This is a genomic window from Acidovorax sp. GW101-11A03 (genome assembly GCF_059424825.1).
This window is the reverse complement of record NZ_JBWKZU010000051.1, coordinates 12,503-35,991: the sequence shown is the minus strand read 5'-3', so window position 1 is coordinate 35,991 and position 23,489 is coordinate 12,503. Positions and strand designations below refer to the sequence as shown.

The following is a 23,489-nucleotide window of genomic DNA, read 5'->3' as shown; positions in this document are numbered from 1 at the left end:
CCCGGCCCCGGCAGCAGCGGCAGCCCCTGCGCCCGCCGCTACCCCGGCGGCTGCAGCGCCCGCCCCGGCCCCTGTGGCCGCCAGCGACGCATCTACCCAGGCCGTGACAGCCGCCGTGCAGGCCTGGGCCGCCGCCTGGGCCGCCAAGGACATGAAGGCCTATCTGGGCGCCTATGACAAGTCTTTTGACCCACCGGGCAACCAGAACCGCTCCGCCTGGGAGAAAGAGCGCGAAGCCCGCATCGTCGGCAAGTCCAAGATCAGCGTGAAGCTGTCCGACATCGCCGTGTCGGTCCAGGGTGACAAGGCCACGGCCCGCTTTCGCCAGGCCTACAGCGCCGACGCACTCAACGTTACCAGCCGCAAGACCCTGGATCTGGTGAACAGCAACGGCCGCTGGGCCATTGTTCGCGAATCCACAGGCGGTTGACCGTGAACCCCGGCGCGGCGCCTGCGCCTCTTGCGCGGGCTTTTTTTTTGCCCTGACCCGACCCTGATGCCGCGCATGTCCGTGCCTTTGTCCGCACCAGGCCGCCTGGTGGCCACCGCCGCCCTGTGCCTGGCGGGCCTGCTGCTGGCCGCCCCCGCGATGTCCCAGGGCGACAAGGAAAAGAAGAAGCGGCGCGCAACTGCCTCTGCACCACAGCCTGTCTCCGCCGAAGCCCTCCGCGACGGCCAGGCCGAAGCCCGCCTGATGGCGGTGTACAAGCTCGTGGCCGAAGGCCGGGGCCGCGAGGCCCTGGTGCAGGCCGAAAGCCTGGCGCGCGACTACCCCAACTTCCAGCTGGCCCAGCTCGCCGTGGGCGATCTGCTCATGTCGCGTACGCGCCCCATCCGCCACCTGGGTGATGTGGCTCCCGAACCCGACTCGGCCCGCAGCCTCCAGGCCGCCGCTACCCTCACCGAGCTGCGCACCGAATCGCGCCAGCGAGTGGACGCACAACGCAGCCGCCCGCCGGAGAACAGCGTCCCGGCCCAGTTCCTGGAGCTGTCGCCCCGCTCGCGCCACGCTATTGCGGTGGACGCCTCGCGCTCGCGCCTGTACCTGTTCGAGAACACCCCCAAGGGCCTGCAGCTGGTGGCCGACTACTACGCGTCGGTGGGCAAGCTCGGCATCGAAAAAGAGGTGGAGGGTGACCAGCGCACACCGCTCGGGGTGTACTTCATCACCAGCCGCCTGGACCCCGCCACGCTCAAGGATTTCTACGGCGCGGGCGCCCTGCCCATCAACTACCCCAACCCGCTGGACCAGAGCCGGGGCAAGACGGGCAGCGGCATCTGGCTGCACGGCACGCCTCCCGACCAGTTCGCGCGCGCGCCCCTGGCCACCGATGGCTGCCTGGTGCTGGCCAACCCCGATCTGGAGCGCATCCTGCGCACGGTGGAGCCCCGCTCCACGCCCGTGGTGATTGCACGCCAGCTGCAATGGGTACTGCCCCACAGCGTGGCGGCCGAACGCAAATCGTTCGAGGCCGTGCTCAACGCCTGGCGCACCGCCAAGACCGAAGGCGACATGAAGCGCCTCTTGAGTTTTTACGCCCCCGACTTCCAGAGCTACCGCAAGAAGCCGCTGGAGGAATGGGCCCAGGTGCTGCAGGCCGAAACCCGGGCGCTCAAGGGCCGGGAACTCCAGCTCAAGGACAAGTCTTACCTGCGCTGGACAGACTCGGCCGACACCATGGTGGTAACGTTCGGCGAAGTCGCCGAAGGCGCCCGCACCGGCCCGACCAAGCGCCAGTACTGGACGCGGCGGGGCCCACATTGGCAGATATTTTTCGAAGGAGTGATTGGATGATTTCCAGAAGAAATTCGACCCTGGCGCTTGTCAGCATTGCCCTAGCAGCTATTTTTTCAGTAGCACCCGCCCACGCGCAAGACGCAGCCCCCAAGGTCAAGCTGGCCACCTCGATGGGTGACATCGTGGTGCAGCTCGATGCCGCCAAGGCGCCCAAGACGGTCGAGAACTTCCTGGCCTACGTGAACAGCAAGCACTACGACGGCACGATCTTCCACCGCGTGATCGACGGCTTCATGATCCAGGGCGGCGGCTTCACGGCCGACATGCAGCAAAAACCCACCAAGGCCCCCATCGCACTCGAAGCCAAGAACGGCCTCAAGAACGACACCTACACCATCGCCATGGCCCGCACGGGCAACCCCGACTCGGCCACCTCGCAGTTCTTCATCAACGTGAAGGACAACGCCATGCTCAACGCCCCCAGCCCCGACGGCCACGGCTATGCCGTGTTTGGCAAGGTCGTGGAAGGCACCGCCGTGGTGGACAAGATCAAGGCCGTGGCCACCGGCAACAAGGGCCCGCACCAGAACGTGCCCACCACCCCCATCACCATCACTTCGGCCACCGTGCTGAAGTGAATTTTTTGAAGAAAGCACTGCAATGAGCAATCCACAAGTTGAACTCCACGTCACCATCAACGTGGCAGAAACGGCCACCCAGGGCGTGATCACCATCGAACTGGACGCCGTGAATGCGCCCAAGTCCACGGCCAACTTCCTGAGCTATGTGAACAGCGGCTTCTACAGCGGCACCGTGTTCCACCGCGTGATCAAGAACTTCATGATCCAGGGCGGCGGCATGACGGCCGACATGAAGCAAAAGGAAACCCAGGCCCCCATCGAGAACGAAGCCAAGAACGGCCTGAAGAACGACAAGTACACCCTGGCCATGGCCCGCACCGGCGACCCCCACAGCGCCACGGCCCAGTTCTTCATCAACACGGTGGACAACGGCTTCCTGAACCACACCTCGCCCACCGCACAAGGCTGGGGCTATGCCGTGTTCGGCAAAGTTGTGAAGGGCCAGGACGTGGTGGACGCCATCAAGGCCGTGCGCACAACGCGCAAGGGCTACCACGATGACGTGCCATTCGACGCTGTCGTGATCGACAAGGCCGTGGCCCTGTAAATCCACCGCCTGCTCGGGCCTTGACTGCCGCCCCGTTGACGACCGTGCCCCCGTTCGAGGAGCTTGCCGCTCCCTCGCACTGGCGCACGGTCGAATTCATTTCGGACCTGCATCTGCAGGCCAGCGAGCCCGCCACCGTGGCCGCCTGGCAGCACTACCTGCAGACCACGCAGGCCGACGCCCTCTTCATCCTGGGCGACCTGTTCGAGGTGTGGGTGGGCGACGATGCCCTGCAGGATCCCGGCAGCTTCGAGGCCATATGCTGCGCCACCCTGCGGGCCGCCGCGCAGCGCCTGCCGGTGTACTTCATGCACGGCAACCGCGATTTTCTGGCGGGCCCGGCCTTTCTGGCGCATTGCGGCATCACCGGCCTGGCCGACCCCACCGTGCTGGCGTTTGGTGACCAGCGTTTGGTGCTCAGCCATGGCGATCTGCTGTGCCTGGACGACGTGGACTACCAGCGTTTTCGGGTGCAAGCGCGCAGCGCCGAGTGGCAACAGCAGTTTCTGGCCCAGCCCCTGTCCACACGCCGTGCGCAGGCACGCGGCATCCGGCAGGAGAGCGAGGCACGCAAACAATCCGGCGCCAGCTATGCCGATGTGGACGGCCCGGCCGCCGTTGCCTGGCTGCAGGCCGCAGGCGCCCGCACGCTCATCCACGGTCACACCCACAAGCCTGCCAGCCACCTGCTGGCCCCGGGCTTGCAGCGCGTGGTGCTCAGTGACTGGGACGCCGCCGTATTGCCTCCCCGCTTGGAAACACTGCGTTTGTCCGGCGCGGGCTTGGAACGGGTCACCTTGGCCCCCAGCTACCAGCGATCCTGAACTGCGCGGGGCCTGACCGCCTTGCAGCCTGATCGTCATGCCCCCTTTTCTCAACCGGCTCTGGCGCCACGTGCGCTCCACCGTGGCCCCGGTACCCGACATCTCCGCCACGCTGTGGCTGCAAACACTGCAGCGCTACCCCTTCCTGGCGGCGCTGTCGCTGCACGACCAGTCCAAGCTGCGCGTGCTGAGCGCCCTCTTCCTGCACCACAAGGAATTCCACGGCGCTCATGGCCTCACAGTGACCGACGCCATGGCCATCGACATTGCCGCGCAGGCCTGCCTGCCCCTGCTGCATTGGGGCGATCCCGCCAAGGCGCTCGCCTGGTACGACGACTTCGTGGGCATCGTGCTGCACCCCGGCGAGGCCGTGGCCCGCCGCAAAACCATGGACGAAGCCGGTGTGGTGCATGAACACACGCAGGTGCTGCTGGGCGAAGCCATGGAGCGCGGCCCCATCATGCTGAGCTGGGAACATGTGGCCAACGCCACCGAAAACACCGCGCGCGGCCACAACGTGGTGGTGCACGAATTTGTGCACAAACTCGACATGAAAAACGGCGAGCCCAACGGCTGCCCGCCCCTGCCCGCCGGCTTCATGGGCGCGCGCACCGGCCGCGCTGCCTACGAAGCCTGGTGGAACGCCTGGGAGCCCGCCTACCAGGACTTCCGCGAGGCCGTCATCAAGGCCGAGCGCTTCGGCGCAGAACGCCCCTGGCTGGACGCCTACGGGGCCACCTCGCCCTCCGAATTCTTCGCTGTGGCCTGCGAGGCGTACTTCGTGAATCGCGAGCGGTTTGCGCAAGAGTTTCCGGGGCTGATGCCGGTGCTGGACACTTTCTTTCAGCGCCCCACCCACGCGAACTGACGGGGCAAAGCCACACGGGGAGCGAGAAGCCCCCGCAGGCATTGCCCTGCTTGCCGATGCCAGGGCGTTGCGGACATGGACTTGCCTGCCCGCAAGACAAAAAGTCCATATTTTGACAATTTATCCAATTATGGATAAATTGTCGCCATGCCTGCACATGTCCCCGCACCCGCCCACCCCCGTCCCCGCACCCGCCGGGGGGCTCCACAGCGCACCGCCGAACAAGCCGCCCTTCTCTCCCAGATCGAACAGGTCGCCCAAGGCCTCGCCGCCACGTTTGCCCCCTTCTGCGAGGTGGTGGTGCACGATCTGCTGGACCCCAAGCACTCCATCCTGGCCATCCACAACAACCTGTCGGGGCGCATGGTGGGTGACCCGACCACCGAGATGGGGCTCACACGCATCGCGGATCCGGACTATCCGCAGGTGGTCGCCAACTACGCCAACCAGTTCGCTGACGGCCGCCCGGCCAAGAGCACCTCGGTGGGCATCAAGGACGCGTCGGGCCACTACATCGCGGCGCTGTGCCTGAACGTGGACATGACGCTGTTTCGCAGCCTGCAGAGCGTGGTGGGCCAGTTCATCGCCACGGACGGCGACACGGGGCTCAAGGAATCTCTGGACCCCGCCGGAGCCGAAGCCATCCGCCAGCGCATTGACCAGTTCGCGGCGCGGCTGTCGTCGGCACCGCGCGCCCTCAAGGCGGCCGAGCGGCGTGCGCTGCTGCGCGAACTCAAAGCCTCGGGCAGCCTGGAAGTGCGCCGCGCCATGGAGGTGGTGGCACAGCACCTGGGCGTGTCGCGTGCCACGGTGTATGGCGACGTGAAATGACACGGCCCCACAACCCGGCCTGCCGCACCCGCCGCATCTGATTTTTTCACTTCCCACCCGGACTTCACCATGACCCCAACCCTCCCCGCCCTTCCCACCTACGACGACGTGGTGGCCGCCGCTGGCCGCATTGCGGGCGTGGCCCATCGCACACCGGTGCTTACCTCGCGCACCGTCAACGAAGAATTTGGCGCCCAGGTGTTCTTCAAGTGCGAGAACCTGCAGCGCATGGGCGCGTTCAAGTTCCGGGGGGCTTACAACGCGCTCGCAAAATTCAGCCCTGCACAGCGCAAGGCCGGTGTGGTCGCGTTCTCGTCGGGCAACCACGCACAGGGCATTGCGCTGGCCGCGCGCGAGCTGGGCATCCCGGCCACCATCGTCATGCCACAAGATGCGCCCGCCGCCAAGGTGGCGGCCACGCAGGGCTACGGTGCCACCGTGGTGTTCTACGACCGCTACACCCAGGACCGCGAGCAGATCACCCGCGACCTGGCGGAGCAGAATAGCCTCACGCTGATCCCGCCCTACGACCATGCCGATGTGCTGGCCGGCCAGGGCACGGCTGCCAAGGAGCTGTTCGAGGAGGTGGGCCCGCTCGATGCATTCTTTGTGTGCCTGGGCGGCGGCGGGCTGCTGTCAGGCTCGGCCCTGGCCACGCGCGCACTCTCGCCCCAGACCAAACTCTATGGCGTGGAACCCGCTGCGGGCAACGATGGGCAGCAGTCGTTCCGCAGCGGCTCCATCGTGCACATCGACACGCCCACCACCATTGCCGATGGTGCGCAGACGCAGCACCTGGGCCACATCACCTTCGCCATCATCCGCCGCGATGTGGACGACATCCTCACGGTGACGGACGAACAACTGGTGGATGCCATGCGCTTTTTTGCCGAGCGCATGAAGCTGGTGGTGGAGCCCACCGGTTGCCTGGGTTTTGCCGCCGCGCGGGCTATGCAGAGCGAACTCAGGGGCCAGCGCGTGGGCGTGCTCATCAGCGGCGGCAACGTGGACCTGGCACGGTTTTGCGCCTTGGTGGCGAGGTGACGGGCCCCCGCCCGGCCCCGCCAGCCTGAAAACACCTCAGGCCGACAGCGCCTGCTCCACCGCTGCCTGGGCCTCTTCCAGGCTGCTGAAGAACCGCATCGGCTGGGGCATGGCCTTGGGCAAGTGGGCCGGCGCGGGCCAGAGGCGCTCGTCCTCCCAGGCGGCGGTCCACCCACCGATGTCTTTGCGCTTGACGGAGCAGATCGCTTGCCCGTCCACCATCGCGGTCCAGGTGGTAGGCGGGTTGTGGTCCCAGCTGACATGTGCCATGGCGCCCTCCGGCAGTTGCTCGGTTACAACCCATTCTAGGAAGCTGTTACAGGCTGGGCAATGTGTTCGACCCTAGGGATCCTCTGCACGAATCGAGCGGTAAGTGTGCGCTGCGGATCGGGATGGGCTGCAAGGCGCAAAACGCAGCAATAGCCGTAGCTATTGCGAGTATTTGCAACGCCGCAGACCGCCCGAGACCGCAGATGCACACGGCGCGATGATTTGCGCAGAGGATCCCCAGGGGAGGCAGGTGGGACTACCCGGTGGCCGGGGCTCGGTGCACGAAGGCAAAAAGTTAGAGCCAAAGCGGCCTCCTCCGCGCATTCATATTGCCTCATCAGCTATCAAATATGCAGCACACAGGCCATACCAGGATTGAATTCGCCGCTCTGCATCCATCTTCGCCCGACGCGGAAAGATGACCCTAGCGTCCATCGGCGGGGACAGCCCCCCTTGCAAACCCCGCCCAGACGCCCGAGCAGTACAACGCCCACAAAACGAACACCGGCTGCAGCAAAGGCCGCACCCAGTAGTACCAGGCGTCAAACGGCAGCCCATGCACCTGCTGGCCCTGCTGCGCCACATGGACGTTGGCCACCACCACACACACCAGCAGCGCCGCCAGCCCCAGCCCGGCCAGTTGGTGCAGGCGCGGCAGCCCCAGGCGATCCAGCAGGCGCTGGGGCAGCAGCAGGGCCAAGCCCCCGGCCAGTTCGGCCACCCCCGTCAGATACACCCAGAACAGCGCCTGCGCCGCCAGCAGGTCGGGAATCATGGGCACATAGCGCAGTTGCGCGTTCACAAAATGGTCCACCCCCGTGAACACAAAACCCAGGCCCATGCCCCAGCGCATGGCCCACCGCAGGCCGGGGCGCCCACCTGCCAGCCGACGCACCACCCAAGCCAGCGCGCTGGCACCCATGATCAACAGCAGAAAACTCATGGCAGACACCTTGATGTTAACAATGGAAACATTCTAGGGTGTTAAAGTTTCCACCGTCAACATTCAGTGTTTTCCTGTCGTTTTCTTTTTCTGCACTTTTTGTGTCCGCCAACGCCTATCCATGACCAGCCCCTACCACCACGGCGACCTCAAAAGCACCCTGCTGGCCTACGCGCTGGAGCAGATGGAAGGCGCCGGGCTCGACGGCCTGTCGATGCGCGAGATGGCCAAGGCGGTGGGGGTTTCGCACACAGCGGCCTACCGCCACTTTGCCGACAAGCAGGCCCTGCTGGACGCCATGGCCGAACAAGGCTTTGAGGCCCTGCGCCAGGCCAGCCGCGAGGCGATAGCAGCCGCCCAGGGCAGCCCAGACCGGCTGCTGGCCAGCGGCCTGGCCTATGTGCAATTCGGGCGCCAGCACCCCCGGCAACTGGCCCATATGTTTGGCGCTGCAGCCCGGGCCACAGCGCCACCGCACCTGCGCGCCGTGGCGGCCGACCTGTTCAACGACCTGCAGACCCTGGTGGCCGAGGGCCAGCAGCACGGCAGCTTCCGCACAGGTGACCCGCGCGCACTGGCCCACGCATGCTGGGCCATGGTCCACGGCCTGGCGCTGCTGCAGGGCGGGCACCTGCTGGGCCAGCCGCCTGGTGTAGGGGCGGAGATCGGCTCGCCCACCGCCGCTCCACTATCGCCTGACCATGCCGCCAGCCAACAGACGCGCGCGGCGCTGGAGGTGCTGATGCAAGGGTTGCTGGAGCCCCGCCAACTGCGCCCCGACTCCTGAGCCCCTGTCCTTCCTTCGGCGCCCGAGGTGGCACAGCGCGCGGGGCGCGGCTCGCTCGAAGGCTTATGCCTTTTGCCGACCCACCGCGCTGCGGGCAGCACGCGCCACGGCCTGCGCATCCACCCCAAAAAACTCCCGCAGCGCCGCCCGCGTGTCGCTGCGACCAAAGCCATCGGTGCCCAGGGTGATGTACTTGCGCCCTTCGGGGATGAACGCGCGCACGGTCTCGGGCACGGCGCGCACGTAGTCGGTGGCGGCCACCACCGGCCCGCTGGTGGCGGCCAGTTGGGCGGCAAGCCAGGGGGTGCCGGGCTCCACCCCTTCTTCACCCGCCAGCGCGCGCTGTTCGCAGGCCACGCCGTCGCGGGCCAGTTCGCTCCAGCTGGTGACGCTGAGCACGGTCACATCCAGGCCTTCGCTGGCGAGTTGTTCTGCGGCCTTGACCACCTCGGTCAGGATGGCGCCGGAACCCATCAGGGTGACGGAATTTTGAGAGGAAATAAGGCCCTTGCGCGCGTCCACATTGCCCTGATAGCTCCTGAAAACATAGCACCCACGCAAGACCCCGTCTGCAGCACCTGCGGGCAGGTCGGGCTGCGCGTAGTTTTCGTTCATCAGCGTGACGTAGTAGAAGACGTCGCGCTGCTCGGTCACCATCTCGCGCATGCCGGCGTCAATGATGACGGCCATCTCGCCCGCGTAGGCCGGGTCGTAGGCCTTGCAGTTGGGGATGGTGGCGGCCACGAGGTGGCTGGTGCCGTCCTGGTGCTGCAGGCCCTCGCCGCCCAGCGTGGTGCGGCCCGAGGTGGCGCCCAGCAAAAAGCCACGCGCACGCTGGTCGGCAGCCGCCCAGATGGCGTCGCCCACGCGCTGGAAGCCGAACATGGAGTAGTAGATGTAGAACGGCAGCATGGCCAAGCCGTGCACGCTGTAGCTGGTGGCGGCGGCCGTCCAGCTGGCAATCGCCCCGGCTTCGCTGATGCCCTCTTCCAGAATCTGGCCGTCGAGCGCCTCGCGGTAGCTCAGCACCGAGCCGATGTCCTCAGGCGCGTAGCGCTGGCCCACGCTGCTGTAGATGCCGACCTGCTTGAACAGGTTGGCCATGCCAAAGGTGCGCGCCTCGTCGGCCACGATGGGCACGATGCGGGGGCCTAAAGTGGCGTCCTTCAGCAGCGTGCCCAGCATGCGCACAAAGGCCATGGTGGTGCTCATCTCCTTGCCGTCGGCCTGCAGCGCAAACTGGGCGTAGCCGGCCAGGGGCGGCACGGGCAGCACGTCGCAGGCCGTCTGGCGGCGCGGCAGGTAGCCACCCAGCTGCTGGCGGTGGCGGCGCAGGTACTGCATCTCCGGGCTGTCTTCAGCAGGCTTGTAGAACGCCAGGCTGGTCGCCTGCGCGTCCGTGAGCGGCAGGTTGAAGCGGTTGCGGAATTCGATGAGGTCGGTGTCGTCCAGCTTCTTCTGGCTGTGCGTGGTCATCTTGCCCTGCCCCGCCGTGCCCATGCCGTAGCCCTTTTTGGTGTGGGCCAGGATCACCGTGGGCTGGCCCTTGTGGGCAGCGGCGGCAGCGTAGGCGGCGTGGATCTTCACCAGGTCGTGCCCTCCGCGCTTGAGGCGATCGATCTGCTCGTCGGTCATGCCCTGGGCCAGCGCGGCCAGTTCGGGGTTCTGGCCGAAGAAGTTGTCGCGGTTGAAGCGGCCGTCCTTGGCGGCGAAGGTCTGCATCTGACCATCCACCGTGCCTTCCAGCGTGCGCACCAGCGCGCCGGTCAGGTCGCGGGCAAACAGGCCGTCCCAGTCGCTGCCCCACACCAACTTGACCACGTTCCAGCCCGCACCGGCAAACAGCCGCTCCAGCTCGTCGATGATGCGGCCGTTGCCGCGCACCGGGCCGTCCAGGCGCTGCAGATTGCAGTTGACCACCCAGACGAGGTTGTCCAGGCCCTCACGCGCGGCCAGGGTCAGGGCACTCATGCTCTCGGGCTCGTCCATCTCGCCATCGCCAAACACGCCCCACACCTTGCGGCCTTCGCAGTTGAGCAGATTGCGGTGCGTGAGGTAGCGCATGAAGCGCGCGTGGTAGATGCTGCTGATGGGGCCGATGCCCATCGACCCGGTGGGGAACTGCCAGAAGTCGGGCATCAACCAGGGGTGCGGGTAGCTCGACAGGCCCTGCGCGCCTGCGCTGGGGGCGGTGATTTCCTGCCGGTAGTGCTGCAGGTCGTTCTCCGTCAAATGCCCTTCCAGAAACGCCCGCGCATACACGCCCGGTGCGCTGTGCGGCTGGAAGAACACCAGGTCACCCCGGTGCTGACCTTCGCCCAGGCCTTCGCGGGCACGGAAGAAGTGGTTGAAGCCGCTCTCAAACAGATCGGCCGCACTGGCGTAGCTGGCGATGTGCCCGCCCAGCTCGCCATACGCTTGATTCGCCCGCACCACCATGGCCAGCGCGTTCCAGCGCATCAGCGACGCCAGCCGCTCCTCAATGGCCAGGTCGCCCGGGAAGGTGGGCTGCGCCTGGGCCGCCACGGTGTTCACATACGGCGTGTTGAGCTGCGGCTGCCACCCCACGCGCTGGGTGCGGGCCAGGCGCACCAGCTCCTGCAGCACAAACCGCGCGCGCTCGGGGCCTTCGGTGGCCACCAGGGCCAGGAAGGCATCGCGCCATTCGGCGGTTTCTTGCGGGTCGATGTCGGCCAGGGTGTCCTGGGGGCTGAGGAGGTGGGGAGGCAGTGGGGCGTTCATGGGAGCACACTGTAGAAGGGTTGGGCAAAAATGTGATGCCGAAGCGCGCCAATCAAGCGCCATTAAAAGCACAATATGCTGCATCAACAAAATATTGCAGCATATGAAGCTTGACGTGACCGATCTGCGCATTCTGGCCGAGCTGCAGGCCGATGGTTCGCTCTCCAATGTGGAGCTGGCGCGGCGCGTGCACCTGTCGCCCTCTCCCTGCCTCGCGCGGGTGAAGGCGCTGGAGGCGGCGGGCGTCATTGCCCGCTATGTGGCGCTGGCCAACGCGGCGGCGCTGGGGCTGGGGCTGAATGTGTTCATCAGCATCAGCCTGAAGACGCAGAACAAGGAGGCGCTAGCCGACTTCGAGAGGCGCATTGCCGAGCACGACGAGGTGATGGAGTGCTACCTGATGAGCGGCGACTCCGACTACCTCATCCGCGTGGCGCTGCCCGACATTGCGGCACTGGAGCGGTTCATCCTGGAGCAGCTTTCGCCGATCCCGGGGCTGGAGAAAATCCGCTCCAGCTTCGCGCTCAAGCAGGTGCGCTACAAGACGGCTCTGCCGCTGCCACACGCTCGGAGCTGAGCCCGGCGTTGATGCCAGCGCTGAGATCCATGGCGTGGGCCAGGTCCAACGCCTGGCCGATGTCGGCCAGCAGGTCGTCCAGGTCTTCCAACCCCACCGACAGGCGCACCAGGCCTTCGGCAATGCCGTGGGCGGCACGCTGCTCGGGCGTGTAGGTGGAATGCGTCATGCTGGCCGGGTGCTGGGCCAGGGTTTCGGCGTCGCCCAGGCTCACAGCGCGGGTGACGAGCTGCAGCGCATCCATGAAGCGCACGCCCGCCTGCAGGCCGCCGCGCAGCTCGAAAGCGATCATGCCGCCCATCTGGCGCATCTGCTGCTTGGCCAGCGCATGCTGCGCAAAGCTGGGCAGACCGGGGTAGTGCACGGCCGCCGCAGCCGGGTGGGCGGCGATGAATTCGGCCACCTTCTGCGCGCTTTGGCAGTGGCGGTCCATGCGCAGCGCCAGGGTTTTCAGGCCGCGCATCACCAGGTGGGCGTCTTGTGCCGACATCACCGCGCCGGTCATGTCTTTCAGGCCGTACAGGCGCACGCGCTGGGCCAGCTCGGCATCGGCAAACACGGCCGCGCCTGCGGTCAGGTCGCCATGGCCGCCGAGGTATTTGGTCATGGAGTGCACGCTCACATCCGCACCCAGCAGCAGCGGCTGCTGCAGGTAGGGCGTGCAGTAAGTGTTGTCCACCACCACCTTGGCGCCCTGGGCATGGGCCAGGGCCGACACGGCGGCGATGTCCACCAGGCGCATGTTGGGGTTGGCAGGGGTTTCGAGGTACAGCACGCGGGTCTTGTCGGTCAGCGCCTCGGCCACGCGCGCGGGGTCGGTCATGTCCACATGGCGCACCGTCACGCCAAAGCGGCCCAGGCCGTGGTGCAAGAACGAGAAGGTGCAGCCGTAGAGCGTGAGGTCGGCCAGGATCTCGTCGCCCGGCTCCAGCATGGACCACAGCGTGGCCGTGATGGCGCCCATGCCCGAGCCAAACACCACGGCGCCTGCGCCCTCTTCCAGCGCCGCCAGCCGCCCTTCGAGCAGTGCCAGCGTGGGGTTGGCGATGCGGGTGTAGAAGTAGCCCGGCTCCTGGCCCGAAAAGCAGCGCGCGCCGTAGGCCACATCCGGGAAGGCATAGGTGGCCGAGGTGTGGATGGGCGGCACCAGCGCGCCCTGGTGGTCGGCCGGGTTGTAGCCGTGGTGGATGGCGCGGGTGCTGAAGCCGGTGGCGGGGCTGCGGTCGGTGCTGCTGGTCATGTTTGTCTCCTGGTGGGCCGACCACAGACGGAATGCGGGGGTCGGATGCGGAGATTCTTGAACTCATCGGCAGGCAAAATTTCGCCTTCTTTGCCTCATAAACGAATCCAAAGGGCAAAATTTGCCCCAAACCCTCACCACCCGACCACCATGCACCCCTACCCGCTCGACCCCGTGGACCGCACCCTGCTCAACGCCCTGCAGCGCGACGGCCGCGCCACCGTGGGCGACTTGGCCGAGGCGGTGTCGCTGTCCACCTCACCCTGCTGGCGGCGCGTGCGGGCGCTGGAAGAAGCCGGGGTGATTGCGGGCTACCACGCCCACCTGCACCGCCAGCGCGTGGGCTGGGGCGTGCTGGGTTTTGTGCAACTGGCGCTGCACGACCACACGGCCGAGACCACGTCGGCCCTGGAGCGCGAGGTGATGGCCATGCCCCAGGTGCTGTCGTGCCACAACCTCTCGGGCCGGTATGACTACCAGCTGGAGGTGGTGGCGGCCGACCTGGAATCGTTTGCCGAATACGTGCGCACCCATGTGCGCAGCCTGCCGGGCGTGCGCGAGATTTCGACGAGCTTTTCGCTCAAGGAAGTGAAGCGCACCATGGCGCTGCCGGTGTGAGGCTGGGGCGCTGCGGCGAGACGGGGCCTTCGCTCAGAAAGCGGTGGGCGTGGTCGAGAGCGACTCCAGCCAGGTCACCGTGGCCGCCAGTTCGGACGGCCGGATCTCGTGCGCGCTGGGGAACTCGTGGTAGCTCACCGCCACCGGCAGGGGCGCCATGTGGTGCGCAATGGCCTGGGCGTTGGCCAGGGGGATCACGTTGTCGTGCGTGCCATGGCTCAGCCACAGCCGCTTGCCCCGCAGCGCATCGGCCGGGGCCGTCAGGGGCACCACCTGCGGCAGCAGGCGGCTGTGCCACACCAGGCCGGCGTGCATCAGCTCGGGCTTTGTCAGCAGCAGCGACAGCGCCATGATGCCGCCCTGGCTGAAGCCGCCCACCACCACGCGCTCAGGCGGGATGCCCAGTTGCGCGCTAGCAGACTCCACCGCCTGGGCCACCAGGGCGCGGCTTTGGGCCTCTTGCTCTTCGTTGATGGTGCGGTCGCCATTGGGCTCGATGGAAAAATCAAACCACGCATGCGAGCCCGGCCCCATGCGGAACGGCGCGCGCAGGCTGAGCACATGAAAGCGCTCGGGGATCTGCGGCGACAGGCTGAACAGGTCCTGCTCGTTGCTGCCCACACCGTGCATCAGCACCAGCAGCCAGGGGCGGGGCGTGGTGGCAGCAGCGGGGCGCTGCAAAAATGTGAGCGGTAGATTGAGCATAGACAGGCGCCAGGGGCAGTTTTGACTTAAAAAATGCAGGACCGATGCACCATCAATGCACCGGCTCCAGCGCAAACGCATCCATCGACAGCATGCTGTACATCACCTCGCGGCTCAAGTAGTTTGCGTGCAGGTCGTCGCCCGCCGCACCCAGCGCAAAGAAGATGGGCAAAAAGTGGTCTTCGGTGGGGTGCGCGCGGTGGGCATGAGGCGCCTGGCTGCGGTAGTTGAGCAGCGCGGCCATGTCGCCACGGGCCAGCGCGGCTTCGATCCAGCGGCTGAACTCCAGCACATAGGGCGCGGGCGCACGCTCGCCGCCAAAAAACTCGGCCAGATTGTGCGTCATGCTGCCCGAGCCCACCACCAGCACGCCCTGGGCGCGCAGGCTGCGCAAGGCGGCGCCCAGCGCATACACCTCGGCCGGGCCCGCACCCACGGGCAGGGCCACCTGCACCACGGGCACATCGGCCTCGGGGAACAAATGCATCAGCGGCACCCAGGCGCCATGGTCAAAGGGGCGCGCGGCATCGCCCTGCGCGGCCACACCGGCCGCCTGCAGCAGGCCCAGCACCTCCTGCGCCAGCGCGGGCGAGCCGGGGGCGGGGTATTGCAGCTCGTACAACGCGGGCGGAAAGCCGCCAAAGTCGTGCCAGGTGGCGGGCTGCGGGCCGGTCATCACCTGCACCGAGCGCGCCATCCAGTGCGGCGACATCACCACCACACCGCGCAGGCCGGGGTATTGCGCCTTCAGGCCCTGGCCCCACTGCGTGAGCGCGGGGCCGGTGGTGCCAGCGTCCACCGCAAACAGCGGCGCCCCGTGCGATACGAACAGGGCTGGAACAATGGAGGAAGGGGCGTGGGCAACAGCGGTCATGGCAGTTTCATCCGTGAATGCCCTCACTGTAGGCCGGACGGGCGCCCACACCAAGCCCTGCCGGGCAGACAGATTGTTCTATGGGTGATGCCAATCAAACCCTGGCAGCGCCCCACCCAGCGATCAAGAGCCGTCGCGCACCCGCCCCCGCACCGCCTTGGTCTCGCTGCGCTGGGTCTTGCCCTGCAGGCGGCGCTGCTGCGATCCATAGGTGGGCTTGGTGGCGCGGCGCACCCGGGGCGGCACGGCCACGGTGTTGACCAGCGCGTTGAGCCGCGCCAGCGCATCGGCGCGGTTCTGCTCCTGGCTGCGGAACTGCTGGGCCTTGATGACCACCACGCCCTCTTGCGTGATGCGGGTGTCGCGCAGGGCCAGCAGGCGCTCTTTCACGCCCTCGGGCAGCGACGAGGCCGCCACGTCAAACCGCAGGTGGACGGCGCTCGACACCTTGTTGACGTTCTGCCCGCCCGCGCCCTGGGCGCGCATGGCGGTGATTTCAACCTCGTCCTCAGTGACCTGCAGGGGCAGCGGGGCCATACAAATAGAAAAGGCCCGCGCGCCCGGCCATCAGGCCGCAGGCTGCTGCTGGGCCAGCAGTTGCGCCAGGCCGTCAATCGCCAGGCCATAGCCCAGCACACCAAAGCCGCACATCACCGCCTTGGCGGCCGCAGCCATGTACGAGTGGTGGCGGTAGGCCTCGCGCGCATGCACATTGCTGATGTGCAGCTCGATCAGGGTGATGCCTGTGCCCTTGATGGCGTCATGCAGCGCAATGCTGGTGTGGGTGTAGGCACCGGCGTTCAGCACCACCCCAGCCAGCTCGCCCGCCGCGTGCAGGCGGCCTGCCTCATGAATCCAGTCCACCAGCGCGCCCTCGTGGTTGCTTTGGTGAAAACGCAGTGCATACCCATGGCGCTGGCAGGCGTCGGCGCAGAGCTTTTCCACATCGGCCAGCGTTTGGGCGCCGTAGACGGCGGGCTCGCGCGTGCCCAGCAGGTTCAGGTTGGGGCCATTCAGGACAAAAACGGTTTTATGGGCAGTCACAGACAAGGTCTCCGGGGCAATGCGCCTGCCACGCTGGCAGGCCAGAGTGCGGGATTATGCGGCGCCCAGCGCAGGGGCCGCCCCAATAAAAAAGCGGCCCCGAAGGACCGCTGTAAAAGGCAGCCTGTGCAACGCTGCCTGTGAGCGACTCGCGCCCAAGAGGTTGATGACACGCCCTAGGCTGATCAACGGTCCCAGTGGCGACCGTGGCCGTGACCATGATGGCGGTGATGGCGATGGTGCCGGTAGCCATGGCCGTAATACACCACCGGTGGGGGGGCGTAATAGGCGGGCGGGGCGCTGTAATACACGGGCCGGGGCGGCGCGTAATACACCGGTGGGGGCGGCGCCACGTAGACCGGGGCGGGGGCGTAGTAGCCATTGCTGGCACCGATCACCACGCCGGGCACGCCAACGCCAACCGACCAATTGACGTCACGGGCCTGGGCGGCGCCAGCACCGGCCAGCAAAGCCAGGGCCACGCCAGCCGAAGCGGCCATGGCATAAAGAGAACGGGTTTTCGTCATGGAAATCTCCTGGTAAATGAAAGCCCGCCGCCAGGTGGCAAGGGCCCTCACCGGTACACAACGCACCAAGTAGCCAAAAGGATGGCATAAAAGCGTCTTTACGTTGTGTCTGAACGTACACGCGCTTGTTTTAATGCGTAAACCGTCACGAAACCGCCGCCTAAAATGGCTGGATGAGCACCCCCTCCCCCGCCAATACCTCCGCCACCTCCCCCGCCAGCGCCGCCGCTGCGGACACCGCTGAATCCACCAAGCCCAGCAACTTCCTGCGCCAGATCATCGAAAAAGACCTGGAGCAAGGCACCTACGCCACCCGCCGCTGGGCTGGCGCCCCTGGCGACGCCGCCCACCACGCCCAGGGCGAGCCCGACCCCGCCAAGATCCGCACCCGCTTCCCGCCCGAGCCCAACGGCTACCTGCACATCGGCCACGCCAAGAGCATCTGCATCAACTTTGGCCTGGCGCGCGACTACGGCGGCGTGTGCCACCTGCGCTTTGACGACACCAACCCCGAAAAAGAAGACACCGAATACGTCAACAGCATCATCGACGCCGTGAAATGGCTCGGATTTGACTGGGCCCAGCTTGGCCAGGCGCCCGGCAGCGCCGCGCCCTACCAGGCCAGCGACTACTTCGGCTTCATGTACCGCGCGGCCGAATACCTGATCGAAGCGGGCCACGCCTACGTGGACGAGCAAACCACCGAACAAATGCGCGCCAACCGGGGCGACTTCAGCAAACCCGGCGTGGACAGCCCCTTCCGCAGCCGCACGCCCGAGGAAAACCTGCGCATCTTCCGCGAGATGCGTGCTGGCCAGCATGAGGATGGATCGATGGTGCTGCGCGCCAAGATCGACATGGCCAGCCCCAACATCAACATGCGCGACCCGGCCATCTACCGCATCCGCCGCGCCACGCACCACAACACGGGCGACACCTGGTGCATCTACCCCATGTACACCTACGCGCACCCCATCGAGGACGCGCTGGAGCAGATCACCCACAGCCTGTGCACGCTGGAGTTTGAAGACCAGCGCCCCTTCTACGACTGGCTGCTGGAGCGCCTGACGGAAGGTGGCCTGCTGGCCAGCCCCGCCCCCCGCCAGTACGAATTTGCGCGCCTGAACCTCACCTACGTCATCACCAGCAAACGCAAGCTCGCCCAACTGGTGTACGACCATAAAGTGAGCGGCTGGGACGACCCCCGCATGCCCACCATCGTGGGCCTGCGCCGCCGTGGCTACACGCCCGAAGCCCTGCAGGTGTTTGCCGAACGCATCGGCGTGACCAAGTCCGACAGCTGGATCGACTACAGCACCCTGGAAGGCTGCCTGCGCGAAGACCTGGAGCTGAAGGCCCACCGTGGCATGGCCGTGCTCAACCCCGTCAAGCTGGTGCTGACCAACTGGGACGACGTGATGGGCGCAGGCCACCTGGAGCCCTGCAGCCTGCCCGCCCTGCCCCACCCACCAGAGGGGGTAGAGAGCCCCGTGCGCCACTTCACCATCGGCAAAGAAGTCTGGATCGAGCGCGAAGACTTTGAAGAAGTGCCCCCCAAGGGCTACAAGCGCCTCTTCCCCGGCAACAAGGTGCGCCTGAAGGGCGGCTACGTCATCGAATGCACCGGCTGCACCAAGGACGCGGACGGAGTCATCACCGAAGTGCTGGCCACCGTGGTGCCCGACACCAAGAGCGGCACCCCAGGCGCCGACAGCGTGAAGGTGAAAGCCGCCATCACCTGGGTGGGCGTGGCCGACGGCGTGAACGCTGAAGTGCGCATGTACGACCGCCTGTTCCTGGACGCCCACCCCGACGCGGGCGGCAAGGACTTCATTGAAAGCCTGAACCCGAACAGCCTGAAGGTGGTGACCGCCATCGTGGAGCCGTCATTGGCCAATGCGAAGCCGGACGACAAGTTCCAGTTTGAGCGGCATGGGTACTTTGTGGCGGACCGTATTGACCACAAGGCGGAGAAGCCGGTGTTTAACTTGGCGGTGGGGTTGAAGGATTCTTGGGGCAAGTGAACGACAACGCCCCGCTCAACCCACCAGATTAGAACACCGTGCTCAAACTGACTAGGATTTCGCGATGCTTACAAGACTCCGGGTTCAAGGCTTCAAGAGCTTAATTGACTCAGAAGTTAGGTTCGGGCCTTTCACCTGTATTGCAGGGGCGAACGGAGCGGGCAAATCAAACTTATTTGATGCAATCCTCTTTTTACGGGATCTAGCAGATCACTCGATAGTGGAAGCCGCTCACCGCGTCCGTGACAGAAGCGGTAGCCGAAAAGGCGACTTACGCTCCCTATTCACCAAAACCACCGATTCAAATCTGCCAAACATCATCATTGAGGTTGATTTGATCGTCGCGAGCGAAGTCATTGATGACTTTGGCAGAAAAGCAAAACCCAGCACTACATTTTTAACGTACAAGATCGAACTAAAGTATGTTGTCGATCATGACTCAAATGAGCGAATTGAACTTGTTTCTGAAAATCTAACCTACCTCCCCAAGGGTAATGCCAAGCGTCGCATTGGCTTCGCCTGCTCAAAAGATTTTTTCAGTTCTGCATTATTGGGCGAAAAGAGAACTCCTTTTATTACCACCGAGGTCAACAAAGAAACGGGCAGTTCGACAATAAATATCAGTCAAGACGGAAACTCTGGACGCCCCTCCCAGATTCCTGCACAAAACTCCCCAAGAACGGTGCTAGGTTCAGCAAATACCGATGAAAGGCCAACAGTTCTAGCCGCCCGGAGAGAAATGCAAAGCTGGAAGCTTTTACAACTTGAGCCGGCTAAGCTACGAGCTCCAGATGAGTTTTCCGATGATCCACACATTACCTTTGATGGAGCGCATATTCCCTCTACGCTTGAGCGACTAAAGCGATATGAGGAAATTTCCAGCAGAGTCGCGGCATTAATTCCAGAAGTACGTGAAATCTCTGTCGATGTTGACAACACCAGAAGAATAAAGACTTTGCTTCTTGAACAACGCAACGGTGTTGTTCATCAAGCTCGAGCACTCTCCGACGGGACATTGCGATTTCTGGCTTTGGCTACGATGGCATTTGACACCGAATCGAAAGGCCTCATATGCTTCGAAGAGCCAGAAAATGGAATTCATCCCTCTCGCATCAATTCAATTTTAGAACTGCTTCGCGAGATGTCTGTCAACACTCAACAAGCACTAAGTCCGGAAAACCCCTTACGGCAAGTAATAATTAATACACATTCCCCTGTTGTTGTCCGAAATCTCCATCCAGACGAACTCCTCGTTGCTGTTCCGATAAGAAAAAATAAATCATCTTTTACGGCATATGGCGCCATTGTGAACTCTTGGCGACTTTCTCACCCTGACTACTCAGAAGAATGGACGCCGAAAGTTACAGTAACCGAGTTATTAGATTACCTGCGCAGCAAAGAGGCGTATCCCGAAGATGAAATCGATGGTGGTCGACTATGGCAACTTGCGGCAGAGCAGGGCATGCTTGACTTTGGCTCGATGACCAATGGAGCTGAAATTGGCACTAACTAGCATTGCTATCGTCTGCGACGGAACCTCTGATTTATGCATTCAACATTTAATCCAGTGGATTGTTGACACAAATTTCCCTGAGCAAGCTTTTCGAATCAATCCGGCGCACGAGTTAATTCCAGCACGTGGCCCTCTCCATTTACGCCTCAAAAAAGCATTCGACAATTACGGACCTGATGTAATTGTTTGCCATAGAGACGCGGAAAGGGCTTCGCTACAAGAGAGAACCGATGAGGTTAAAGCAGCCTCTCAAGCTTCAGGTGTTCCTATTCCTGTTGTCCCGGCGGTACCCGTTCGGATGATTGAGAGTTGGTTATTGACGGAAGAAGCGGCCATTCGAGCCGCAGCAAACAATCGTAACGGCAATGTCGATTTAAATCTACCCTCAAAACAATTTATCGAAAATCTACCCAATCCGAAGGATGTTTTATTTCAAGCTTTAAAAACTGCCTCAAACCTCCCGCCGCAGCGTTTGAAGAAATTCAACGAACATAGCGCAAGAAGCCGGATTACAGGTTTCATTGACGATTTTTCAGGCGTGAGAGCGCTACGAAGCTTTTCACAATTCGAGGCCCATCTAAAAGAAGCAATATTACGAAATTAATTCAATGTAGAACAGTAGCCAATCCGTAGGCGATGCATTTTTTGAACGTTGATCTGGTCGGATGAAGCGCAACACTCTACAAACGTTCATAACAAAATGAATTTTGGCTGTGACCCTACTCTCTCCTAAAAAATAGCGATGCGCTTGTCGTTGCTGGCGCCGAATCCATGAACTGCCTAGACTTGTGGATTAACGAACATCCAACGTCGCTAAACTCCAAACCATGCGCCCCTCCGAAGCCCTATCCCTCCACCGCTCGCAAATCCGCGAGGTCGCACTGCGCCACCGCGTGAGCAGCGTGCGAGTGTTTGGCTCGGCGCTGCATGGGGACGACACAGCCGACAGCGACCTGGACCTGTTGGTAGAGCCCACCGCGCAAACCACGCTGATGGACATTGGCGCGATCCGGTTTGAACTGAAGCAATTGCTGGGCATGGAGGTGGATGTGCTCACCCCCAACAGCCTGCCCGCCAGCTTCCGGGACCAGGTGCTGCGCGAGGCGATCACCGTATGAGCCGGGCGCACCCGCTCCGGGTGGCGGACTACTTGCAGCACATCCTGGAGGCTATCGGCAACATTCAGGACTACACGGCTGGCATGGATTTGGCAGCATTCCTGGCAGACCGCAAGACCTGCGATGCCGTGATTCGCAACCTGGAGGTGATTGGCGAGGCCTGCAACAACGTGGTCAAGAACCACCCTGACTTTGCGCAGAAACACGCCCATGTGCCGTGGGGCTTTGCTTATGAAATGCGCAACGCTCTGGCCCACGGCTACTTCACTGTGGATCTGGGCATCGTCTGGCAAACCGTGCAGAACGACCTGCCAGCGCTCAGGGCGCAAGTAGCAGCACTCTCGGTCTAGGTTGCTTCAATTTCGATAGCTTCTTGCGCTTATCCATCAAGCGCAAGAGTCCAATTTCACCCAAAGAACTGCAGCACAGCTAAAGCGCCTCGATGACGCCCCCGTTCACCCCCACCTTCGCCCACATACCACCCGGCCCGCTGGCAGGCCCCTTGCAGCTGCTGCCCATCAACGCCGCCGCAGTGTCCGTCCACACCGCCGATGGCGCGCATGTGGGCTCGCTCAAGCTGGTTGGTGGGGTGTGGAAGTTCAAGGCCATGGGCTACGACGCAGCCGGGCGCATGGAGCCGGGCCACGGCCCGCTGACGGAGCAGCACAACATGCAGTTCGCCACGCTGGAAGCGGCCGAAGTGAGTGCGCGGTTGCTGAGTGCTTTGGGCCGCCATCCGTAAAGCACCCTCGCGCTTGCATTTGCACTTACGCGCCACAAACCCTTGATGCTTTCAATTTGATAGCAACAAAGGCAATCCCATCGGGCGGTAACGGCCAATTTCGCCTCTACTTCCGCTCCACCAACGCCCGCAACGGCTGCCCGCCCGTGGACAGCTGAAACACCAGCCCCATGGCCTGCACCTGCCAGCCTTGTTTGGCCACGGTGGGGGTGAGCTGGAAGCCCGCCATCACGCAATCGGTCGTGCGCACCTCGCCCGCTTCGGGCGGGCTGGCCAGCATCTGGGTGTAGGTCTGCGGCGGTTGCTGCATCGGCGCTTGCTGTGGGTGCGCCGCTTGCCCCTCTTTCACCAGCACCAGGTACGCCCTCTCACGCGCGATGGGGGCGGCGGGGTCGGCGCCGTCGGGGCGCAGGGCGAGGGGGAAGTCAGGCACGGGGGTGGCAGGGTCCAACGCCAGCTGGGGCGTGAACTCGGCCTTGGTGGGTGCGCCGTTGCTTTGGGCCCAGTGCAGGCGCAGGTAGGGTGGGGGTTCCTGGGCGGACCACATCAGGTGCACGTCGTTGCCGTGGGTGCAGTAGCTGGGGTGGGCCACGGGGTGGGGGTGCGTGGGCCATTGGCCGCCGCCGTGGCGCTGCTCCACGCGCAGCAGGCGGTTGTCGGGGGTGCCCAGCAGTGACTGGGTGTAGATGAGCCCCACGCCGGGCAGGTGGTAGCGCTGCACGGGCTGCACGGTGTGGGCCAGCGGGGGGTTGCTGGCGGGCAGCTCGCGGCGCTGGGCTACGTCGCGTGCGGCGGTTTGCAGAGCGCTTTGGGCCATCAGGCTGGCGTAGACGGGCACGGCGGCGATGGCCAGGCCGGTGAGGCCCAGCACCAGGCTTTCGGCGCGCGAGAGTGCGGGCCGCACCCAGCGCCCGGCCAGCACATGGCCGCCAAACCACACCACGGGGCCCAAGGTGTAGAGCGACAGCACAAACACGCCCAGCGCAGCGGGCCCGCCCACGGCGCGTGCGGGCAGCAGCACCGCCGCCACCGCCAGCAGCGCGGCCAGCACCGACACCAGGCGCACCGCCAGCCAGCTGCCCACGCGGCGGCTGGGCTTGAAGTAGCGGCTCTCCAGCCACAGCAGCGCCACCACCACGGCCAGCAGCCCGGCGGCCATGCGCCACCAGGCCTGCTGCTCGGCGGCGGGCATGCGGGCGAAGGTGTCCAGCATCTGGGGCAGGTCCACAGTCAGTTCCTTTCAATGCGGATGGTGGGTGGGCTGGGGCTCTA

At 64.5% G+C, this 23,489-nt stretch carries 27 protein-coding genes; 17 read left to right on the top strand and 10 right to left on the bottom strand.

Going from position 1 to position 23,489, the window contains the following annotated elements; translation table 11 throughout:
- The 8 genes from AC07Z7_RS18995 to AC07Z7_RS18960 form a co-directional block, all read left to right on the top strand.
- A partial coding sequence (locus tag AC07Z7_RS18995; protein ID WP_494767267.1) for a L,D-transpeptidase Cds6 family protein occupies positions 1 to 430 on the top strand: 430 nt, incomplete at its 5' end.
- 75 nt (positions 431 to 505) lie between these two features.
- Positions 506 to 1,795: a L,D-transpeptidase family protein gene (locus AC07Z7_RS18990; RefSeq protein WP_494767266.1), complete on the top strand. Its 1,290-nt coding sequence runs from the start codon at positions 506 to 508 to the stop codon at positions 1,793 to 1,795.
- Positions 1,792 to 2,376 (top strand): peptidylprolyl isomerase, encoded by a 585-nt coding sequence (locus tag AC07Z7_RS18985; protein WP_494767265.1) that lies wholly within the window; start codon positions 1,792 to 1,794, stop codon positions 2,374 to 2,376. The genes AC07Z7_RS18990 and AC07Z7_RS18985 overlap by 4 nt, the downstream gene beginning before the upstream one ends.
- 22 nt (positions 2,377 to 2,398) lie before the next feature.
- The gene (locus tag AC07Z7_RS18980) at positions 2,399 to 2,926 is read left to right on the top strand and encodes a peptidylprolyl isomerase (protein WP_094287356.1); all 528 of its coding nucleotides are present in this window, start codon (positions 2,399 to 2,401) and stop codon (positions 2,924 to 2,926) included.
- Positions 2,927 to 2,961: 35 nt separating this feature from the next.
- The gene (locus AC07Z7_RS18975) at positions 2,962 to 3,750 is read left to right on the top strand and encodes a UDP-2,3-diacylglucosamine diphosphatase (protein ID WP_494767264.1); all 789 of its coding nucleotides are present in this window, start codon (positions 2,962 to 2,964) and stop codon (positions 3,748 to 3,750) included.
- A 37-nt stretch (positions 3,751 to 3,787) separates the two neighbouring features.
- On the top strand, positions 3,788 to 4,618 hold the full coding sequence (locus AC07Z7_RS18970; RefSeq protein WP_494767263.1) for a M90 family metallopeptidase: 831 nt from the start codon (positions 3,788 to 3,790) through the stop codon (positions 4,616 to 4,618).
- 147 nt (positions 4,619 to 4,765) lie between these two features.
- The gene (locus AC07Z7_RS18965; protein WP_252661629.1) at positions 4,766 to 5,449 is read left to right on the top strand and encodes a helix-turn-helix transcriptional regulator; all 684 of its coding nucleotides are present in this window, start codon (positions 4,766 to 4,768) and stop codon (positions 5,447 to 5,449) included.
- Between the two features lie 69 nt (positions 5,450 to 5,518).
- Positions 5,519 to 6,493 carry a threo-3-hydroxy-L-aspartate ammonia-lyase gene (locus AC07Z7_RS18960; protein ID WP_494767262.1) on the top strand — a complete coding sequence of 325 codons (975 nt, stop codon included), beginning with the start codon at positions 5,519 to 5,521 and terminating at the stop codon, positions 6,491 to 6,493.
- A gap of 36 nt (positions 6,494 to 6,529) precedes the next feature.
- Here the strand turns inward: AC07Z7_RS18960 and AC07Z7_RS18955 are convergent, their stop codons facing one another.
- Both AC07Z7_RS18955 and AC07Z7_RS18950 read right to left on the bottom strand, forming a co-directional pair.
- Positions 6,530 to 6,763 (bottom strand): hypothetical protein, encoded by a 234-nt coding sequence (locus AC07Z7_RS18955; protein WP_063463142.1) that lies wholly within the window; start codon positions 6,761 to 6,763, stop codon positions 6,530 to 6,532.
- Between the two features lie 424 nt (positions 6,764 to 7,187).
- Positions 7,188 to 7,706, bottom strand: coding sequence for a DoxX-related protein (locus AC07Z7_RS18950; protein WP_494767261.1), 519 nt, complete (start codon positions 7,704 to 7,706; stop codon positions 7,188 to 7,190).
- 121 nt (positions 7,707 to 7,827) lie between these two features.
- Here AC07Z7_RS18950 and AC07Z7_RS18945 point away from each other — a divergent pair, with 121 nt between their 5' ends.
- A complete protein-coding gene (locus tag AC07Z7_RS18945) occupies positions 7,828 to 8,493 on the top strand; it encodes a TetR/AcrR family transcriptional regulator (protein WP_494767260.1) in 666 nt (221 codons plus the stop codon).
- Positions 8,494 to 8,556: 63 nt separating this feature from the next.
- Here AC07Z7_RS18945 and mdeB read toward each other — a convergent pair whose 3' ends face one another.
- On the bottom strand, positions 8,557 to 11,235 hold the full coding sequence (gene mdeB, locus AC07Z7_RS18940; RefSeq protein ID WP_494767259.1) for an alpha-ketoglutarate dehydrogenase: 2,679 nt from the start codon (positions 11,233 to 11,235) through the stop codon (positions 8,557 to 8,559).
- Positions 11,236 to 11,338: 103 nt separating this feature from the next.
- Here mdeB and AC07Z7_RS18935 point away from each other — a divergent pair, with 103 nt between their 5' ends.
- A complete protein-coding gene (locus tag AC07Z7_RS18935; RefSeq protein WP_094287340.1) occupies positions 11,339 to 11,812 on the top strand; it encodes an Lrp/AsnC family transcriptional regulator in 474 nt (157 codons plus the stop codon).
- On the opposite strand, the gene AC07Z7_RS18930 is transcribed toward AC07Z7_RS18935, so the two are convergent.
- Positions 11,760 to 13,052 (bottom strand): methionine gamma-lyase, encoded by a 1,293-nt coding sequence (locus AC07Z7_RS18930; RefSeq protein WP_494767258.1) that lies wholly within the window; start codon positions 13,050 to 13,052, stop codon positions 11,760 to 11,762. The two genes, AC07Z7_RS18935 and AC07Z7_RS18930, sit on opposite strands and share 53 nt — an antisense overlap.
- A gap of 150 nt (positions 13,053 to 13,202) precedes the next feature.
- Here AC07Z7_RS18930 and AC07Z7_RS18925 point away from each other — a divergent pair, with 150 nt between their 5' ends.
- Complete coding sequence (locus tag AC07Z7_RS18925; protein WP_063463138.1) at positions 13,203 to 13,670, top strand: Lrp/AsnC family transcriptional regulator; 468 nt, start codon at positions 13,203 to 13,205, stop codon at positions 13,668 to 13,670.
- Positions 13,671 to 13,703: 33 nt separating this feature from the next.
- Here AC07Z7_RS18925 and AC07Z7_RS18920 read toward each other — a convergent pair whose 3' ends face one another.
- The 5 genes from AC07Z7_RS18920 to AC07Z7_RS18900 form a co-directional block, all read right to left on the bottom strand.
- Positions 13,704 to 14,375 (bottom strand): alpha/beta hydrolase, encoded by a 672-nt coding sequence (locus AC07Z7_RS18920; RefSeq protein WP_094287336.1) that lies wholly within the window; start codon positions 14,373 to 14,375, stop codon positions 13,704 to 13,706.
- 52 nt (positions 14,376 to 14,427) lie between these two features.
- Positions 14,428 to 15,249, bottom strand: coding sequence for a DODA-type extradiol aromatic ring-opening family dioxygenase (locus AC07Z7_RS18915; RefSeq protein ID WP_494767257.1), 822 nt, complete (start codon positions 15,247 to 15,249; stop codon positions 14,428 to 14,430).
- A gap of 123 nt (positions 15,250 to 15,372) precedes the next feature.
- Positions 15,373 to 15,786: an alternative ribosome rescue aminoacyl-tRNA hydrolase ArfB gene (gene arfB, locus AC07Z7_RS18910; protein ID WP_494767256.1), complete on the bottom strand. Its 414-nt coding sequence runs from the start codon at positions 15,784 to 15,786 to the stop codon at positions 15,373 to 15,375.
- A 30-nt stretch (positions 15,787 to 15,816) separates the two neighbouring features.
- Positions 15,817 to 16,293 (bottom strand): type II 3-dehydroquinate dehydratase, encoded by a 477-nt coding sequence (aroQ, locus tag AC07Z7_RS18905; protein ID WP_094287330.1) that lies wholly within the window; start codon positions 16,291 to 16,293, stop codon positions 15,817 to 15,819.
- Between the two features lie 185 nt (positions 16,294 to 16,478).
- The gene (locus AC07Z7_RS18900) at positions 16,479 to 16,820 is read right to left on the bottom strand and encodes a hypothetical protein (protein WP_094287328.1); all 342 of its coding nucleotides are present in this window, start codon (positions 16,818 to 16,820) and stop codon (positions 16,479 to 16,481) included.
- 173 nt (positions 16,821 to 16,993) lie between these two features.
- Here AC07Z7_RS18900 and AC07Z7_RS18895 point away from each other — a divergent pair, with 173 nt between their 5' ends.
- From AC07Z7_RS18895 to AC07Z7_RS18870, 6 genes are all read left to right on the top strand, one after another.
- Positions 16,994 to 18,844 (top strand): glutamine--tRNA ligase/YqeY domain fusion protein, encoded by a 1,851-nt coding sequence (locus AC07Z7_RS18895; RefSeq protein ID WP_494767255.1) that lies wholly within the window; start codon positions 16,994 to 16,996, stop codon positions 18,842 to 18,844.
- 64 nt (positions 18,845 to 18,908) lie between these two features.
- Positions 18,909 to 20,357, top strand: a complete 1,449-nt coding sequence (locus tag AC07Z7_RS18890; RefSeq protein ID WP_494767254.1) for an AAA family ATPase — start codon at positions 18,909 to 18,911, stop codon at positions 20,355 to 20,357.
- Positions 20,332 to 20,961, top strand: a complete 630-nt coding sequence (locus AC07Z7_RS18885; RefSeq protein WP_494767253.1) for a hypothetical protein — start codon at positions 20,332 to 20,334, stop codon at positions 20,959 to 20,961. Before AC07Z7_RS18890 ends, AC07Z7_RS18885 begins: the two co-directional genes overlap by 26 nt.
- A gap of 223 nt (positions 20,962 to 21,184) precedes the next feature.
- Positions 21,185 to 21,475 (top strand): nucleotidyltransferase family protein, encoded by a 291-nt coding sequence (locus tag AC07Z7_RS18880; RefSeq protein WP_494767252.1) that lies wholly within the window; start codon positions 21,185 to 21,187, stop codon positions 21,473 to 21,475.
- Entirely contained in the window at positions 21,472 to 21,825 is a 354-nt protein-coding gene (locus AC07Z7_RS18875) for a HepT-like ribonuclease domain-containing protein (RefSeq protein WP_494767251.1), read from the top strand. Before AC07Z7_RS18880 ends, AC07Z7_RS18875 begins: the two co-directional genes overlap by 4 nt.
- A gap of 92 nt (positions 21,826 to 21,917) precedes the next feature.
- A complete protein-coding gene (locus tag AC07Z7_RS18870; protein ID WP_494767250.1) occupies positions 21,918 to 22,217 on the top strand; it encodes a hypothetical protein in 300 nt (99 codons plus the stop codon).
- A gap of 106 nt (positions 22,218 to 22,323) precedes the next feature.
- On the opposite strand, the gene AC07Z7_RS18865 is transcribed toward AC07Z7_RS18870, so the two are convergent.
- The gene (locus AC07Z7_RS18865; RefSeq protein WP_494767249.1) at positions 22,324 to 23,445 is read right to left on the bottom strand and encodes a hypothetical protein; all 1,122 of its coding nucleotides are present in this window, start codon (positions 23,443 to 23,445) and stop codon (positions 22,324 to 22,326) included.
- Positions 23,446 to 23,489 lie beyond the last annotated feature (44 nt).